Source organism: Microbacterium sp. 22296 (genome assembly GCF_052045385.1).
Lineage (GTDB): Bacteria > Actinomycetota > Actinomycetes > Actinomycetales > Microbacteriaceae > Microbacterium.
This window is the reverse complement of sequence record NZ_JBQEOS010000001.1, coordinates 751767-769376: the sequence shown is the minus strand read 5'-3', so window position 1 is coordinate 769376 and position 17610 is coordinate 751767. Positions and strand designations below refer to the sequence as shown.

Below are 17610 nucleotides of genomic sequence, written 5' to 3'. Positions count from 1 at the left end.
TTCCTCGTCGGTCTGACTTTTGTTGGATTGCGAGAAATTCCTTTGGATCAAAGACCAGCCCTTCCGGGGGTTGGCATTATGGATTCGTCAGTAATGATGTTTTCTCTTTGGTCAGTTTCGAACTCGCTGCGGCATCGTTTTCCCGGTGTTGTGGTTTTTTTCTTTTACGGAGAGTTTGATCCTGGCTCAGGATGAACGCTGGCGGCGTGCTTAACACATGCAAGTCGAACGGTGAAGCCAAGCTTGCTTGGTGGATCAGTGGCGAACGGGTGAGTAACACGTGAGCAACCTGCCCTGGACTCTGGGATAAGCGCTGGAAACGGTGTCTAATACTGGATATGAGATGTGATCGCATGGTCATGTTTGGAAAGATTTTTCGGTCTGGGATGGGCTCGCGGCCTATCAGCTTGTTGGTGAGGTAATGGCTCACCAAGGCGTCGACGGGTAGCCGGCCTGAGAGGGTGACCGGCCACACTGGGACTGAGACACGGCCCAGACTCCTACGGGAGGCAGCAGTGGGGAATATTGCACAATGGGCGGAAGCCTGATGCAGCAACGCCGCGTGAGGGATGACGGCCTTCGGGTTGTAAACCTCTTTTAGCAGGGAAGAAGCGAAAGTGACGGTACCTGCAGAAAAAGCGCCGGCTAACTACGTGCCAGCAGCCGCGGTAATACGTAGGGCGCAAGCGTTATCCGGAATTATTGGGCGTAAAGAGCTCGTAGGCGGTTTGTCGCGTCTGCTGTGAAATCCCGAGGCTCAACCTCGGGTCTGCAGTGGGTACGGGCAGACTAGAGTGCGGTAGGGGAGATTGGAATTCCTGGTGTAGCGGTGGAATGCGCAGATATCAGGAGGAACACCGATGGCGAAGGCAGATCTCTGGGCCGTAACTGACGCTGAGGAGCGAAAGGGTGGGGAGCAAACAGGCTTAGATACCCTGGTAGTCCACCCCGTAAACGTTGGGAACTAGTTGTGGGGACCATTCCACGGTTTCCGTGACGCAGCTAACGCATTAAGTTCCCCGCCTGGGGAGTACGGCCGCAAGGCTAAAACTCAAAGGAATTGACGGGGACCCGCACAAGCGGCGGAGCATGCGGATTAATTCGATGCAACGCGAAGAACCTTACCAAGGCTTGACATACACCAGAACACCGTAGAAATACGGGACTCTTTGGACACTGGTGAACAGGTGGTGCATGGTTGTCGTCAGCTCGTGTCGTGAGATGTTGGGTTAAGTCCCGCAACGAGCGCAACCCTCGTTCTATGTTGCCAGCACGTAATGGTGGGAACTCATGGGATACTGCCGGGGTCAACTCGGAGGAAGGTGGGGATGACGTCAAATCATCATGCCCCTTATGTCTTGGGCTTCACGCATGCTACAATGGCCGGTACAAAGGGCTGCAATACCGTGAGGTGGAGCGAATCCCAAAAAGCCGGTCCCAGTTCGGATTGAGGTCTGCAACTCGACCTCATGAAGTCGGAGTCGCTAGTAATCGCAGATCAGCAACGCTGCGGTGAATACGTTCCCGGGTCTTGTACACACCGCCCGTCAAGTCATGAAAGTCGGTAACACCTGAAGCCGGTGGCCCAACCCTTGTGGAGGGAGCCGTCGAAGGTGGGATCGGTAATTAGGACTAAGTCGTAACAAGGTAGCCGTACCGGAAGGTGCGGCTGGATCACCTCCTTTCTAAGGAGCATCTGGCATCTCATGGTCTTTCGGGATTGTGGGTGTCCAGGCGCCAGTTCAACACCGGATGTGTGTTGCTGGTAGCTCATGGGTGGAACATTTGACTGGGTGTCGGGGACGATGTTTCTGGGTTTAGTACGTGGCTTGCCACTGGAATGATCCGGGTTCGAAGTTTCTGTCACATGCACGCTGTTGGGTCCTGAGGGGCCGGGCGCTGATCGCGTTGGTTTTCGGACTGGTGTGGTTGGTGTTTGTTCCTCTTGGGCCTGTTCTGGTGCCGGTGTTTCGGTGGCTGGGGTGGGTTCCGCCCGTACTTTGAGAACTACACAGTGGACGCGAGCATCTTCGACATGAGCCTTCGGGTTTGTGTCGTGAAGATGATCTTAAAGATCATTAGTCAATTTTTTGACGATTCAACTCATGTGATTTCAAGTCTTTAAGAGCAAACGGTGGATGCCTTGGCATCTGGAGCCGAAGAAGGACGTAGCAATCTGCGATAAGCCTCGGGGAACTGATAAGCGAGTTTTGATCCGAGGGTGTCCGAATGGGGAAACCCCGCCAGGGCGCGTGCGTACCTGGTGACTCCCGCCTGAATATATAGGGCGGGTAGAGGGAACGTGGGGAAGTGAAACATCTCAGTACCCACAGGAAGAGAAAGCAAAAGCGATTCCGTGAGTAGTGGCGAGCGAAACCGGAAGAGGCTAAACCTAGCGTGTGTGATAGCCGGCAGGTGTTGCACGTTGGGGGTTGTGGGACTTTTCTGATTGTTCTGCCGAGCAGTCGACGTGACAAGAGGGTATAGACGAACGGTTTTGAATGGCCGGTCATAGAGGGTGCGAACCCCGTAGTCGAAATGCCTGTTCTTGGCGTGAAGAGTATCCCAAGTAGCACGGGGCCCGAGAAATCCCGTGTGAATCTGTCAGGACCACCTGATAAGCCTAAATACTCCCAGATGACCGATAGCGGACAAGTACCGTGAGGGAAAGGTGAAAAGTACCCCGGGAGGGGAGTGAAATAGTACCTGAAACCGTTTGCTTACAAACCGTTGGAGCCTCCTTAGTAGGGGTGACAGCGTGCCTTTTGAAGAATGAGCCTGCGAGTTAGCGATACGTGGCGAGGTTAACCCGAGTGGGGTAGCCGTAGCGAAAGCGAGTCTGAATAGGGCGATTCAGTCGCGTGTCCTAGACCCGAAGCGAAGTGATCTATCCATGGCCAGGTTGAAGCGACGGTAAGACGTCGTGGAGGACCGAACCCACTTAGGTTGAAAACTGAGGGGATGAGCTGTGGATAGGGGTGAAAGGCCAATCAAACTTCGTGATAGCTGGTTCTCTCCGAAATGCATTTAGGTGCAGCGTTGCGTGTTTCTTGCCGGAGGTAGAGCTACTGGATGGCCGATGGGCCCTACAAGGTTACTGACGTCAGCCAAACTCCGAATGCCGGTAAGTGAGAGCGCAGCAGTGAGACTGTGGGGGATAAGCTTCATAGTCGAGAGGGAAACAACCCAGACCACCAACTAAGGTCCCTAAGCGCGTGCTAAGTGGGAAAGGATGTGGAGTTGCTTTGACAACCAGGAGGTTGGCTTAGAAGCAGCCACCCTTGAAAGAGTGCGTAATAGCTCACTGGTCAAGTGATTCCGCGCCGACAATGTAACGGGGCTCAAGCACGCCACCGAAGTTGTGGCATTGACATTTTTGGTAGGCCTTCGTGGTCCAGCCGTGTTGATGGGTAGGAGAGCGTCGTGTGGCGAGTGAAGCGGCGGGGTGACCCAGCCGTGGACGCTACACGAGTGAGAATGCAGGCATGAGTAGCGAAAGACGTGTGAGAAACACGTCCTCCGAAAGACCAAGGGTTCCAGGGTCAAGCTAATCTTCCCTGGGTAAGTCGGGACCTAAGGCGAGGCCGACAGGCGTAGTCGATGGACAACGGGTTGATATTCCCGTACCGGCGAAGAACCGCCCAAGCTAATCCAGTGGTGCTAAGAGTCCTAACCAGGAATGGATGGATCCCTTCGGGGTGAAGCCGTCTTGGCGAACGCTCGACCCCATGCTGGTGCGGTTAGCGTATTAACAGGTGTGACGCAGGAAGGTAGCCCAAGCCAGGCGATGGTAGTCCTGGTGCAAGTGCGTAGGCCGACTCTTAGGCAAATCCGGGAGTCATTGAGGCTGAGACACGATGCGGATAAAAAGTGGGTGATCCTATGCTGCCGAGAAAAGCATCGACGCGAGGTTCAAGCCGCCCGTACCCCAAACCGACTCAGGTGGTCAGGTAGAGAATACCAAGGAGATCGAGAGAATCGTGGTTAAGGAACTCGGCAAAATGCCCCCGTAACTTCGGGAGAAGGGGGGCCATCCACTTATTAGGACTTGCTCCGAAAGGGTGTGGTGGCCGCAGAGACTAGTGGGTAGCGACTGTTTACTAAAAACACAGGTCCGTGCCAAGTCGCAAGACGATGTATACGGACTGACGCCTGCCCGGTGCTGGAAGGTTAAGAGGACCGGTTAGCCGCAAGGCGAAGCTGAGAATTTAAGCCCCAGTAAACGGCGGTGGTAACTATAACCATCCTAAGGTAGCGAAATTCCTTGTCGGGTAAGTTCCGACCTGCACGAATGGCGTAACGACTTCCCAACTGTCTCAACCGCGAACTCGGCGAAATTGCATTACGAGTAAAGATGCTCGTTACGCGCAGCAGGACGGAAAGACCCCGTGACCTTTACTACAGCTTGGTATTGGTGTTCGGTGTGGCTTGTGTAGGATAGGTGGGAGACGGTGAAGCATTCACGCCAGTGAGTGTGGAGTCATTGTTGAAATACCACTCTGGTCACTCTGGATATCTAACTTAGGACCGTGATCCGGTTCAGGGACAGTGCCTGGTGGGTAGTTTAACTGGGGCGGTTGCCTCCCAAAATGTAACGGAGGCGCCCAAAGGTTCCCTCAACCTGGTTGGCAATCAGGTGGCGAGTGTAAGTGCACAAGGGAGCTTGACTGTGAGACTGACAGGTCGAGCAGGGACGAAAGTCGGGACTAGTGATCCGGCAGTGGCTTGTGGAAGCGCTGTCGCTCAACGGATAAAAGGTACCTCGGGGATAACAGGCTGATCTTGCCCAAGAGTCCATATCGACGGCATGGTTTGGCACCTCGATGTCGGCTCGTCGCATCCTGGGGCTGGAGTAGGTCCCAAGGGTTGGGCTGTTCGCCCATTAAAGCGGTACGCGAGCTGGGTTTAGAACGTCGTGAGACAGTTCGGTCCCTATCCGCTGCGCGCGTAGGAAGTTTGAGAGGATCTGACCCTAGTACGAGAGGACCGGGTTGGACGAACCTCTGGTGTGTCAGTTGTTCCGCCAGGAGCACCGCTGATTAGCTACGTTCGGGATGGATAACCGCTGAAAGCATCTAAGCGGGAAGCCGGCCTCAAGATGAGACTTCCATACCCTTTACGGGTGAGAGGCTCCCAGCCAGACTACTGGGTTGATAGGCCGGATGTGGAAGCGTAGTAATACGTGAAGCTGACCGGTACTAATAAGCCGATGACTTGATAACACACCGTTTTTGGTGCTTGCGTCCACTGAGTGGTTCTCGATGTACGGTCGAGAACAACACAACAATGAAATATCGTTGTTGGTTTACGAACACATCAATAGTGTTTCGGCGGCCATAGCGAGAGGGAAACGCCCGGTCACATTCCGAACCCGGAAGCTAAGCCTCTCAGCGCCGATGGTACTGCAGGGGGGACCCTGTGGGAGAGTAGGACACCGCCGGACTTCCTTTAGTCGAAATGGCCACCCAACGCTGGGTGGCCATTTCGCATTTACGGGCACAATTTGCCGCGTCGATGCGCGGACGTGACGATCCCCACCCCGGATTACACACCAGCGCACCGTCCTACCCCGCGCCGACGGAACGAGGCTCGAACGGGTGACCGACTTCACAGGGCTCCTACCGGGCGGCCGTGCGTACCGCCGCCTCCTGGTCGGGCTGTTCTTCGGCGGCGTCGCGACGTTCGCGCAGCTCTACGCCACGCAAGCCGTGCTGCCGGCGATCGCGGCAGACGTTCCGACGACGCCTTCGGCAGCGGCCTTGACCGTCTCGGCGTCGACGCTGGGGTTGGCTGCCGCCGTCATCCCCTGGTCTGTCGTCGCCGACCGGATCGGCCGCGTACCGGCGATGACGATCGGCCTCGTCGCCGCCACGGTCCTGGGCGGTGTCACACCCCTGGCCCACGATCTCGGCATCCTGCTCTGCCTTCGCCTGCTCGAGGGTGCCGCGCTCGGCGCGGTGCCGGCCGTCGCTCTCGCCTACCTCAGCGAAGAGGTCGACGCACGCTACGTCGCGGCGGCAGCGGGGTCCTACATCGCCGGCACGACGGTCGGCGGGCTCAGCGGCCGGGTCGTCTCGGGCTGGGTAGCGGAAGCGGTCGGATGGCGGTGGGGCGTGGCATCCGTCGTTCTGTTGTGTGTGATCGCGGCGGTGCTCTTCCTCACCCTCGTGCCCGCGTCACGCGGGTTCGTGCCGGGGCGTCTTCGCGCGGTCCCCGGGCCGTCCGTCCGGCGGCGTCTCTGGCTCAATCTGCGGTCGTCGGCGCAGCTCGCGCTCTACGCGCAAGCCTTTCTTCTGATGGGGGCGTTCGTCGCGGTGTACAACTACCTCGGCTTCCACCTGATCGCGCCGCCGTTCTCGCTCGCGCCCGCTGTGGTGACGCTGCTGTTCCTCGCCTATCTCGCGGGCACCGTCTCGTCACCTCGTGCCGGAGCTCTCGCGGTCCGCCACGGGCGGCTGCCCGTGCTGCTTGTGTGCTCTGCCGTGATGGCGGCGGGTGCGGCGCTCATGTTCGTGCCCATCGTCTTCGTCGTCGTCGTCGGGATAGTCGCCTTCACCGCAGGATTCTTCGGTGCGCATGCCGTGGCATCCGGATGGACGCCGGTCGCGGCGCACTCCGAGGCTCGCGCCCAGGCATCGTCGTTGTACTACCTGGGGTACTACGCCGGATCGAGTGTGTTCGGGTGGGCCTTGGGCATCGTCTTCGGTGCTGCCGGGTGGGGATGGTTCCTCGGGGCCGTGCTGGGCATGTGTGCGCTGGCCATGGTGCTCGCGGTCTGGGGGCTGCGCCCGTCGTCGTCGCCCGTGCGGTGACGGCATCCGTCACTCGTTTCCGCGCCCAGGTCAATGCCTCGGCGCATCATCGTCCCGACCGACTAGCGTCGAGGAGGACGTGAGGGAGGTCGCGAGTGGACGATGCCGGCGAGCGCAGCATGACGGATGACGAGATGGTGGGGTCGACACCGGTGGACGCGGAGGATGCGATCGAGAACGTGTCCGAGATCAGCTACGACGAGCAGCGCTACCCGGCGCGCCCGCGGCGCCTGCGGCCGCGGGATCAGTTCCGTGGCGGCACGCTCCGCCGATTCCTCACGGATCCGCGGAACGCCAACGGGCTCAATCCCTCCTACGTCGAATGGCTCGTCCGGCAGTCGATGCTGAAGGATGCCGACGTCCTGAGCCGGCAGCTGTCGGGTCAGCCGTCGATGTGGCGCAACCCGTACGCACGCCCCGACGCGCGGCGGGCGATCGAGTCGACCGACGTGTGGTTCACGGCGTACCCCATCTCGCTCATCACCCGACCGGGGGAGTCCTTCCTCGACGCGCTGGGCGATGAGGCGCTGTGGGAGGCGTTCGAGTGGGTGGGCATCAACGGCATCCACACGGGCCCGGTCAAGCGCGCCGGTGGAATCACGGGATGGCAGGAGACGCCGAGCGTCGACGGTCACTTCGATCGCATCAGCACGCAGATCGACCCCGAATTCGGCGACGAGAATGCCTTCCGGCGCGTGGCCGACGTGGCCGAGTCGCACGGCGGCAGCGTGATCGATGACATCGTGCCCGGACACACCGGCAAGGGCGCCGACTTCCGCCTCGCCGAGATGGCCTACAAGGACTATCCGGGGATCTACCACATGGTCGAGATCCCCCGTGAGGACTGGGAACTGCTGCCCGAGGTGCCCGCCGGGCGCGATTCGGTCAACCTCGACGCCGACACCGAACGTGAGCTGAGCGCACGCGGATACATCATCGGCGAACTGCAGCGCGTCATCTTCTACACGCCCGGAGTGAAGGAGACGAACTGGAGCGTGACCGCGCCCGTCGTCGGCACAGATGGCCTCGAGCGCCGGTGGGTCTACCTGCACTACTTCAAAGAGGGGCAGCCCTCGATCAACTGGCTCGACCCCACCTTCGCGGGGATGCGGTTGGTCATCGGAGATGCGCTGCACTCCCTCGGCGACCTCGGTACGAGCGCTCTCCGCTTGGACGCCAACGGCTTCCTCGGCGTGGAGAAGAGCGCCGAAGGCCTGCCCGCGTGGTCGGAGGGCCATCCGCTCTCGCACGCGGCGAACCACATCATCGCCGGCATGGTGCGCAAGGTCGGTGGCTTCACCTTCCAGGAGCTGAACCTGACGATGGAGGACATCCGCGACACCAGCGCGGTCGGCGCCGACCTGTCCTACGACTTCGTCACGCGCCCGGGCTACCACCACGCTCTCGCGACGGCGAACACGGAGTTCCTCCGCCTCGCGTTGAACACGGCGCTGGAGACCGGCGTCGAGCCGGTGCAACTCGTGCACGGCATGCAGAACCACGACGAGTTGACGTACGAGCTCGTCCACTGGGCGACCACGCATCGCGACACGGTGTACCCCTTCCGGCACGACGAGCACACCGGCGCGGAGATCGCCGAGATGGTGCGCGCCGAGTTGACCGAGAAGCTCACGGTCGACGCCGACTACAACCTCGTGTTCACTCAGAACGGCATCGCCTGCACGACGGCATCCCTCATCGCCGCCACGCAGGGCAAATCGACCCTCGACGACATCACCGAGGCCGACGTCCCCGCGATCCGCGACGCGCACCTGTTGCTCGCCAAGTACAACTCCTGGCAGCCCGGGGTCTTCGCCCTGTCGGGATGGGACCTGACGGGATCGCTCACGCTGCCCGCGGACGATGTGCGCCATCTCATCTCGTCGGGCGACACCCGGTGGATCGAACGCGGGGCCCACGACCTGCTCGACGTCGCCCCGGACGCCGCGTCGTCGATCTCGGGGATGCCGCGCGCCCGCTCGCTCTACGGATCGCTGGGTGACCAGCAGGCCGACCCGCGGTCGTTCCTGTCGGGGCTGCGCGACGTGCTGCGCATCCGCAGCGACCACGGCGTCGCGATCGCCTCGCAGGTCGACATCCCCCAGGTGGGCCACCCGAGCATGCTCGTCCTGGTGCACCGGCTCGACGGGGGAGACCGTCGGGCGGACGACGCGCCGCTGCAGATCACGGTGCTGAACTTCTCGGCCGAGACCATCGAGGGGACGGTGCGCTCCGAGTACCTCGTCCCGCAGAGCACGGCGGTGGATGCCGCGACCGGTGACGTCCTCGGTCGCGTCGACGAACTGCAGAGCTTCTCGATCGAGCTGGGACCGTACGCCGGTCTCTTCCTGGTGATGGAGGGTCCCGACGGCGACGAGTGAGCGATGTCGGGGGTCGGGCGTAGCGTGAGCGCATGCCCGCCCCCGTCTGTCTCGTCGATTCGTGCGCCCGTGAGGTCGACGATGCCGCACCGGTGGCGCTGTGCGACTGGCATGCCGCGGTCAGCGCAGAGTGGACGACGGCACGCGACGGTGTGACCGACGTTCTGCCGACACCGTGTCGACTGTGCGGATCGCGTCTCGGGGTGCGGTGGCCGAGCGGCTGGCTGTGCGCGGTGTGCGAATGGCGGCACGGTGAGATCGTCGATGACGAGCTCCCCCCGCCCCGCGTCGACGTCGTGTACTACCTGCGGTTCGAAGACCGCATCAAGATCGGTACCACCGCGCGGCCGCGCCAACGGCTCGCTGCGATCCGGCACGACGAGCTCCTCGCCTTCGAGCCGGGCGACAGGCTGGTCGAGCGGCGTCGTCACGCGCTGTTCGCCGACGAGAGGTTCGGGCGCACGGAATGGTTCCGACGATCCGCGGCTCTCGACGCGCACATCGAGGCGGTCGGCGCCGGGGTCGACGACCCGTGGGCCCGTCACGCCCGATGGGTCAGCGAAGCGATCGCTCGGCGCGGGTGAGCGAACACCTGTCCGCGCCGGCGGCAAGCCCTCCCCACCGCTGAGGGGGGACGTCTAGCGTGTGCTGCACACGATGTGGGAGGTCACGCACCATGGGATTCCTCGATCGACTCTTCGGATCCGGCGACGACTCGCCGCAGCGCACGGCCGCACCGCAGGTACCGCGTGGTGCGGCGAGCGAACTGCGCGACGCCGACGGCAGATACGCACCACCACCGGCCGGCGCCGGTGAGCCCGTGGCATCCGGATCCGACGAAGACCGACAGGCCGTCGATCGCTACCGATACCTCCTGCGAACGGCGCCGCCCGAGACGGTCGAGCAGGTGCACGCAGAGGCGTTCGGCAAGCTCACGCCCGCACAGCGACAGCAGGTCCTGCAGGATCTCTCGTCGGGCTTGGCGCCCTCCGAGCGTCCGGCCGACGATCGGCCCGCCACCCTCGCGCGCGCCGCGACCCGCGCCGAGTACTCGCAGCCCGGCTTCATGGAGCGCACGTTCGGCGGAAGGTCGTTCTCGGGCGGCCCCGGCTTCGGCTCCATGCTGGGTGCGTCGATGCTTGGCACGATCGGCGGATACGTGGTGGGCTCGGCGCTCGTGGGCGCGATGTTCGACCCGGGATATGACGCGGGCTATGCCGACGGTGCCGCCGCGGACGCCGGCGCGGGCGATCCTGGGGCCGCCGATGCCGGGTCCGTCGACGCCGGAGGAGTGGACGCCGGCGCGGGCGGTGATGTCGGAGCGGACTTCGGCGCCGATTTCGGAGGCGACTTCGGCTTCTGAGGCGGCACCGGCGAGCGCACGGGGTTCGGCCTCGCGTGCCTCGCGATGTGGCATCCTCGTCGGGTGCCCCTTTTTGCGCTGACGGGTGGAATCGCCTCGGGGAAATCCACCATCGCGACCGCTCTCGCCGACCACGGAGCCGTGGTCGTCGACGCCGACGCGATCGTCCGCGAGGTCCAGGCGCCCGGTTCCCCGGTGCTCGAGGCGATTGCCGCAGAGTTCGGTTCCGGGGTGCTCCGCGGTGACGGCTCACTCGATCGACCCGCTCTCGGTGCTCTGGTGTTCGGCCATCCCGACCGGCTCGCCGCGCTGAACGCGCTCGTGCACCCCGCCGTCCGCTCCGAATCGCAGCGGCGTTTCGATGAGGCGTTCGCCGTCGATCCGGATGCCGTGGTCGTCTACGACGTGCCCCTGCTCGCGGAAGCGCGGGGCGGGGATTCCTGGGATCTGGTCGTCGTCGCCCACGCGCCGGTGGAGGAACGCGTACGCCGCCTCGTCGACATCCGGGGACTCAGCGAACGGGATGCGCGCGCGCGTATCGGCTCGCAGGTCACGGACGCGGAGCGACTCGCCCTCGCCGACGTCGTCATCGACACGGGCACGACCCTGGATGCCACGCGGCGACAGGTCGACCAGCTGTGGGGCCGCGTGACGCGCCACGACTGACGGCCCGAAGCCCCCGCCGCGCCGTCGCGCTCGCGTACGGCGAACGCAACCCGACCCCGATGTCGGAGGCCCCGCCTACGCTGGAACCATGCAGGCAACGCGTTCGGTCCGTCCCTTCGAGGTCATCAGCGAATACTCACCCTCCGGCGATCAGCCGCAGGCGATCGCCGATCTCGCAGGGCGCATCAACGCCGGCGAGACCGACGTCGTGCTGTTGGGTGCGACCGGTACCGGAAAGTCGGCGACGACGGCCTGGCTGGTGGAGCAGGTGCAGCGCCCCACGCTGGTGCTCGCGCACAACAAGACCCTTGCCGCGCAGCTGGCGAACGAGTTCCGCGAGCTGATGCCGAACAACGCCGTCGAGTACTTCGTCTCCTATTACGACTACTACCAACCCGAGGCTTACGTGCCGCAGACCGACACGTTCATCGAGAAGGACTCCTCGATCAACGCGGAGGTCGAGCGTCTGCGCCACTCGACCACCAACTCGCTGCTCTCCCGCCGTGATGTGATCGTCGTGTCGACCGTGTCGTGCATCTACGGCCTCGGTGCGCCCGAGGAGTACCTGCGCGCGATGGTCGCGCTGCAGGTGGGGGAGCGGTACGACCGCGACGCGCTCATCCGCAAGTTCATCTCGATGCAGTACAACCGCAACGACGTCGATTTCTCGCGCGGGAACTTCCGTGTGCGTGGTGACACCATCGAGATCATCCCGGTGTACGAGGAGTACGCGATCCGCATCGAGATGTTCGGAGACGAGATCGAGGCGCTGTACACGCTCCACCCCCTCACCGGCGACGTCATCGAGAAGATGGATTCCGTGCCGATCTTCCCGGCCTCGCACTACGTCGCCGGCACCGAGACGGTTCAGCGAGCGATCGGCACCATCGAGCACGAGCTCGAGGAGCGACTGAAGGAGTTCGAGTCGCAGGGAAAGCTTCTCGAGGCGCAGCGTCTGCGCATGCGAACCACGTTCGATCTCGAGATGTTGCAGCAGCTCGGTTTCTGCTCGGGCATCGAGAACTATTCACGTCACATGGACGGCCGCATGCCCGGCGATCCCCCGCACACGCTGCTCGACTTCTTCCCCGACGACTTCCTGCTCGTCATCGACGAGTCGCACGTCACGGTGCCGCAGATCGGAGCCATGTACGAGGGTGACGCGTCGCGCAAGCGCACGCTGGTGGAGCACGGTTTCCGACTGCCGAGCGCGATGGACAACCGCCCCCTGCGGTGGGACGAATTCAAGGAGCGCGTCGGTCAGACCGTCTATCTGTCGGCGACGCCGGGTCGATACGAGATGGGCATCGCCGACGGGGTCGTCGAGCAGATCATCCGCCCGACGGGCCTGGTCGACCCCGAGATCGTCGTGAAGCCCTCGAAGGGTCAGATCGACGATCTGCTCGAAGAGATCCGCGTCCGCGTCGAACGCGACGAGCGCGTGCTCGTCACCACGCTGACCAAGAAGATGGCAGAGGAGCTGACGGACTTCCTCGGGGAGCACGGCGTGCGGGTGCGGTACCTGCACTCCGACGTCGACACCCTGCGTCGCGTCGAGCTGCTGACCGAGCTGCGCGCCGGCGTCTACGACGTGCTCGTGGGCATCAACCTGCTGCGGGAAGGCCTCGACCTGCCCGAGGTCTCGCTCGTGGCGATCCTCGACGCCGACAAAGAAGGCTTTCTCCGCAGCGGGACCTCGCTCATCCAGACCATCGGCCGTGCCGCGCGAAACGTCTCCGGTGAGGTGCACATGTACGCCGACAGGATCACCGACTCGATGCGCAACGCGATCGACGAGACCGAGCGGCGTCGCGAGAAGCAGGTCGCCTACAACACCGAACACGGGATCGATCCGCAGCCGTTGCGGAAGAAGATCGCCGACATCACCGAGGTGCTCAACCGAGAAGCCAGCGACACCAAGAAGCTGCTCGCCCGCAACGACAAGGCAGGCAAAGGCAAGTCGCCGACGCCGTCGCTGCGTCGGACGGGAATCGCCGCCGAGGGCGCGGATCAGCTCGAGTCGACCATCGCCGACCTTACGCAGCAGATGCTGGCGGCTGCGGCGGAGCTGAAGTTCGAGCTCGCCGGGCGGCTGCGCGACGAAGTGCAGGACATGAAGAAGGAGCTTCGGGCGATGGAGAGAGCCGGGCACGCCTGAGCCCGCAACGGCACATGGACCAACGCGTCACCCTCGTCACCCTCGGGGTTGTCGACCTCTCGCGTTCGATCGCCTTCTACCGCGCATTGGGGTGGAGGGTGCATCCGACGTCCGTCGACGGCGAGGTCGCATTCTTCGACGCGGGCGGCCTCGTCCTCGCCCTGTGGGGTCGCGACGAACTGGCCGCGGATTCGGGCGTCGAAGACGGCGGCGGGTGGGGTGGTGTGACCCTGGCGCACAACGTCCTCGAGGCGGAGCAAGTCGACGCCGTCCTCGCCGGCGCCGTAGCAGCGGGTGCGCGACTGGCGCGAGCGGGTGCACCGACGCCGTGGGGCGGGTATTCCGGAGTCTTCATCGACCCCGACGGTCACCCGTGGGAGGTCGCCGTCAACCCGGGGTGGCCGTTGGACGAGGCGGGGCGCCCGCAGCTGGGGTGACGACCGACCGGCTCGCCACCCGTGTCAGGGGCAGTGCAGCAGGGGCTTCGGTCCGGACCTGTCGACACTGTGCTCCGTCATCGCATGCCCGCACAGGGGGCAGGGGCGGCCCGTGCGGACGGGCTCCGGCGTGGTCTCGTAGGGGCCGACCGACGCCGGGCCGGCGACGCGGATCAGACGCGTGTTGAGGTACTGGTACCAGCCGCCCGCTTCGCGCACACGCTCGCGGAGCGGTGGGCGATCGGAATCCCTTCGTGTCATGATCATTAGTGTACTAACGATTGGGGAGGTCGCTCGTGCAGGATCCGTTGAAGCTCGAGAATCAGGTGTGCTTCGCCCTCGTCACCGCAGCTCGCAACGTCGTATCGATATACCGTCCCGTGCTCGAGCCGCTCGGACTGACGCATCCGCAGTACCTGGTCATGCTCGCCCTGTGGGAGTGCTCGCCCCGCACGCTCGGAGCGCTGGCCGCCGAGCTCGCGATGGAGCCGGCCACGCTGTCGCCGCTGGTGAAACGTCTCGAGGCGCAGGGACGAGTCACCCGCACCCGACGCGCCGATGACGAGAGGATGCTCGACATCGCGCTCACCGACGAAGGGCGCGCACTGCGCGAATCCGCGCTCTCCGTCCCTCGCCAGATCATGGCGCGGGTGGGGGTCTCGGAGGGGGCGCTGATCGCGCTCCGCGACGGACTCGCCCCGTTCGCCGGCGGCGCCCGCACGGGGGAGTGAAGCCCGTCCGACGACGCCGCACTCTCGCACATTCGTGCGCCCGAGGCGAACCCGGGGCCGATGTCGGAGGCCCGACCTAGACTTAACACGTGCCGATCGTTCCCGTATCTTCGCCCTCCTCGTCCGCCCCCTCAGGTACGAGTGGAAAGCTCAGTGTGCGTGGCGCGCGCGTGCACAATCTCAAGAACGTCGACCTCGACATCCCACGCGATTCCCTTGTCGTCTTCACCGGTCTGTCCGGTTCGGGCAAGTCGAGCCTCGCCTTCGACACGATCTTCGCCGAGGGGCAGCGCCGCTACGTCGAGTCCCTGAGCGCCTACGCGCGCCAGTTCCTCGGGCAGGTGGACCGACCCGACGTCGACTTCATCGAGGGCCTCAGCCCGGCGGTGTCGATCGACCAGAAGTCGACCAACCGCAACCCGCGCTCGACGGTCGGCACGATCACCGAGATCCACGACTACATGCGTCTGCTCTGGGCGCGCGTCGGCGTCCCCCACTGCCCCGATTGCGGTGCGCGCATCCAGCGTCAGACGATCCAGCAGATCGCCGACCAGCTGATGGAACTGCCGGAGCGCACCCGCTACCAGATCGTCGCCCCCGTGGTCACTCAGAAGAAGGGCGAGTTCGTCGACCTCTTCAAAGAGCTGAGCGCCAAGGGCTACGCGCGCGCCGTCGTCGACGGCGAGCTGGTCCAGCTGGCCGAGCCGCCCACGTTGAAGAAGAGCTACAAGCACGACATCGCGGTCGTCGTCGACCGACTCGTGGCATCCGGAGACAATCTCAGCCGCGTGACCGACTCGGTCGAGACGGCCATGGGTCTCGCCGGCGGCATCATGCAGGTCAACTACGTCGATGAAGAGGGCGACGACGCCTGGCAGTCGTTCTCCGAGAAGCTGTCGTGCCCCAACGGGCATCCGCTGCAGCTCACCGAGATCGAACCGCGTACCTTCTCGTTCAACGCCCCCTTCGGCGCCTGTCCGGTCTGCTCCGGTCTCGGAACGCGCATGTCGGTCGACGTCGACCTGATGCTCGGCGACGAAGAACTGTCGATCCGCGACGGCGCCATCCTGCCGTGGACGACGCAGGGCAAGGGTCTCTTCCAGTACTACGAGCGGCTCCTCGAGGGACTCGCCCGCGACCTCGACTTCTCTCTCGATACCCCCTGGAAGAAACTGACGCGCGACGTGCAGCAGGCGGTGCTCCGCGGCGAGAACTACAAGGTCACGGTCAAGTGGAAGAACCGCTACGGCCGCGAGATGCGCTATTCGTCGGGGTTCGAGGGCGTCGTCCCCTACATCGAACGCCAGTATCTGCAGGCGGAGTCCGACGCGCAGCGTCAGCGCTGGTCGGAGTACCTGCGCGAGGTCCCGTGCGCCGTGTGCGACGGCGACCGCCTCAAGCCCGAGGTGCTCGCCGTGCTGGTCGACGGCACCTCCATCGCTGCGGCATCCCGCATGAGCCTTGCCGACGCCCGCGAGTTCTTCTCCGAGCTCACGCTCACCGACCGCGAAGCCACCATCGCCGCGGCGGTGCTGCGCGAGATCCGCGCGCGCCTCGACTTCCTCCTGCAGGTGGGGCTCAACTACCTCAGCCTCGGACGTGCGGCCGGCACCCTGTCGGGCGGTGAGGCGCAGCGCATCCGTCTCGCCACGCAGATCGGCTCCGGCCTGACCGGCGTGCTGTACGTGCTCGACGAGCCCTCGATCGGACTCCACCAGCGAGACAACCGACGTCTGATCCAGACGCTCGAGACCCTCCGCGACCTCGGCAACACCCTCATCGTCGTGGAGCACGACGAAGAGACCATCCACGCGGCCGACTGGGTCGTCGACATCGGGCCCCGCGCCGGCGTCGACGGTGGAAACGTCGTGCACTCCGGGCCCCTCGCCGAACTGCTGACCGATGACAGCTCGCTCACGGGCGCCTACCTCTCGGGCCGTCGAGCGATCGAGGCACCGAAGAAGCGACGCAAGATCGACAAGAAGCGCCAGGTCACCGTCGTCGGCGCGCGCGAGAACAACCTGCAGAACGTCACGGTCGATTTCCCCCTCGGTGTCCTCACCGCAGTGACCGGCGTGAGCGGATCGGGCAAATCGACGCTGGTGAACGGCATCCTGTACGAGGTGCTCGCATCGAAGCTGAACGGCGCGCGCCGCGTCCCCGGCAAGCACACCCGCGTGACCGGTCTCGACAACCTCGACAAGGTCGTGCACGTCGACCAGGCCCCCATCGGGCGCACTCCGCGCTCGAACCCGGCGACCTACACGGGCGTCTTCGACCGCATCCGCACGCTTTTCAGCGAGACCCCTGAGGCGAAGGTCCGCGGCTACCAGGCCGGCCGGTTCAGCTTCAACGTCAAGGGCGGCCGCTGCGAGGCCTGCTCGGGCGATGGCACGCTGAAGATCGAGATGAACTTCCTGCCCGACGTGTACGTCGACTGCGAGGTCTGCCACGGCAAGCGCTACAACCGCGACACCCTGTCGGTGCACTACAAGGGCAAGAACATCGCCGAGGTGCTCGAGATGCCGATCTCGGAGGCCGCGGAGTTCTTCGAGCCCATCCAGGCGATCCACCGCTACCTCAAGACGCTCGTCGACGTCGGTCTCGGGTACGTCCGCCTCGGCCAGTCGGCCACGACCCTGTCCGGGGGCGAGGCCCAGCGCGTCAAACTCGCTACCGAGCTCCAGCGGCGCAGCAACGGTCGCTCCATCTACGTGCTCGACGAACCGACGACGGGTCTGCACTTCGAAGACGTGTCGCTGCTGCTGAAGGTGCTGAACGGCCTCGTCGACAAGGGCAACTCGGTCATCGTCATCGAGCACAACCTCGACGTCATCAAGAGCAGCGACTGGGTGATCGACCTCGGGCCCGAGGGCGGTGCCGGCGGTGGCACGATCGTGGCGACCGGCACCCCCGAACAGGTCGCGAAGGTCGAGGGCAGCCACACCGGCGCGTTCCTCGCCGAGCTCCTCGAGACCGGGCGCACGGGTGCGCAGCGCAACGCCCCCTCACTCGACGCGGACAGCGCCGAGCGGGAGCTCGTGAGCGCGGCAGGCTGACCG

At 64.1% G+C, this 17610-nt stretch carries 10 protein-coding genes and 3 rRNA genes; 12 read left to right on the top strand and 1 reads right to left on the bottom strand.

Translation table 11 applies throughout. The annotated features are described in order from the left end of the window. The first annotated feature begins 163 nt into the window (after positions 1–163). From ACTJJP_RS03670 to ACTJJP_RS03625, 10 genes are all read left to right on the top strand, one after another. A 16S ribosomal RNA gene (locus ACTJJP_RS03670) occupies positions 164–1685 on the top strand. A gap of 426 nt (positions 1686–2111) precedes the next feature. Further along, positions 2112–5222 (top strand): 23S ribosomal RNA (locus ACTJJP_RS03665). A 104-nt stretch (positions 5223–5326) separates the two neighbouring features. Then, positions 5327–5443, top strand: a 5S ribosomal RNA gene (gene rrf, locus ACTJJP_RS03660). Together the 16S, 23S and 5S rRNA genes form the textbook arrangement of a ribosomal RNA operon. A 154-nt stretch (positions 5444–5597) precedes the next feature. Continuing rightward, positions 5598–6812 (top strand): MFS transporter, encoded by a 1215-nt coding sequence (locus ACTJJP_RS03655; protein WP_440773658.1) that lies wholly within the window; start codon positions 5598–5600, stop codon positions 6810–6812. A gap of 134 nt (positions 6813–6946) precedes the next feature. After that, positions 6947–9193 (top strand): maltose alpha-D-glucosyltransferase, encoded by a 2247-nt coding sequence (treS, locus tag ACTJJP_RS03650; RefSeq protein WP_440773679.1) that lies wholly within the window; start codon positions 6947–6949, stop codon positions 9191–9193. A gap of 32 nt (positions 9194–9225) precedes the next feature. After that, positions 9226–9777: a GIY-YIG nuclease family protein gene (locus tag ACTJJP_RS03645; RefSeq protein ID WP_440773657.1), complete on the top strand. Its 552-nt coding sequence runs from the start codon at positions 9226–9228 to the stop codon at positions 9775–9777. 92 nt (positions 9778–9869) lie between these two features. Beyond that, positions 9870–10556 (top strand): hypothetical protein, encoded by a 687-nt coding sequence (locus ACTJJP_RS03640; protein ID WP_440773656.1) that lies wholly within the window; start codon positions 9870–9872, stop codon positions 10554–10556. Positions 10557–10619: 63 nt separating this feature from the next. Continuing rightward, a complete protein-coding gene (gene coaE, locus ACTJJP_RS03635; protein ID WP_440773655.1) occupies positions 10620–11222 on the top strand; it encodes a dephospho-CoA kinase in 603 nt (200 codons plus the stop codon). 88 nt (positions 11223–11310) lie between these two features. Then, a complete protein-coding gene (uvrB, locus tag ACTJJP_RS03630) occupies positions 11311–13380 on the top strand; it encodes an excinuclease ABC subunit UvrB (protein ID WP_440773654.1) in 2070 nt (689 codons plus the stop codon). Between the two features lie 14 nt (positions 13381–13394). Then, entirely contained in the window at positions 13395–13817 is a 423-nt protein-coding gene (locus tag ACTJJP_RS03625) for a VOC family protein (protein ID WP_440773653.1), read from the top strand. 24 nt (positions 13818–13841) lie between these two features. Here the strand turns inward: ACTJJP_RS03625 and ACTJJP_RS03620 are convergent, their stop codons facing one another. Then, the gene (locus tag ACTJJP_RS03620; RefSeq protein WP_440773652.1) at positions 13842–14084 is read right to left on the bottom strand and encodes a hypothetical protein; all 243 of its coding nucleotides are present in this window, start codon (positions 14082–14084) and stop codon (positions 13842–13844) included. A gap of 29 nt (positions 14085–14113) precedes the next feature. Between ACTJJP_RS03620 and ACTJJP_RS03615 the strand changes: the two genes are divergently transcribed. Beyond that, entirely contained in the window at positions 14114–14548 is a 435-nt protein-coding gene (locus ACTJJP_RS03615) for a MarR family winged helix-turn-helix transcriptional regulator (protein WP_440773651.1), read from the top strand. 89 nt (positions 14549–14637) lie between these two features. Continuing rightward, entirely contained in the window at positions 14638–17607 is a 2970-nt protein-coding gene (uvrA, locus tag ACTJJP_RS03610; protein ID WP_440773650.1) for an excinuclease ABC subunit UvrA, read from the top strand. Positions 17608–17610 lie beyond the last annotated feature (3 nt).

Excerpts from the sequence above, each read along its gene's own strand:
- treS (WP_440773679.1), top strand. The coding sequence starts at position 6,947 with ATGGTGGGGTCGACACCGGTGGACGCGGAGGATGCGATCGAGAACGTG.
- ACTJJP_RS03645 (WP_440773657.1), top strand. The coding sequence starts at position 9,226 with ATGCCCGCCCCCGTCTGTCTCGTCGATTCGTGCGCCCGTGAGGTCGAC.
- ACTJJP_RS03640 (WP_440773656.1), top strand. The coding sequence starts at position 9,870 with ATGGGATTCCTCGATCGACTCTTCGGATCCGGCGACGACTCGCCGCAG.
- uvrB (WP_440773654.1), top strand. The coding sequence starts at position 11,311 with ATGCAGGCAACGCGTTCGGTCCGTCCCTTCGAGGTCATCAGCGAATAC.
- ACTJJP_RS03625 (WP_440773653.1), top strand. The coding sequence starts at position 13,395 with ATGGACCAACGCGTCACCCTCGTCACCCTCGGGGTTGTCGACCTCTCG.
- ACTJJP_RS03620 (WP_440773652.1), bottom strand. The coding sequence starts at position 14,084 with ATGATCATGACACGAAGGGATTCCGATCGCCCACCGCTCCGCGAGCGT.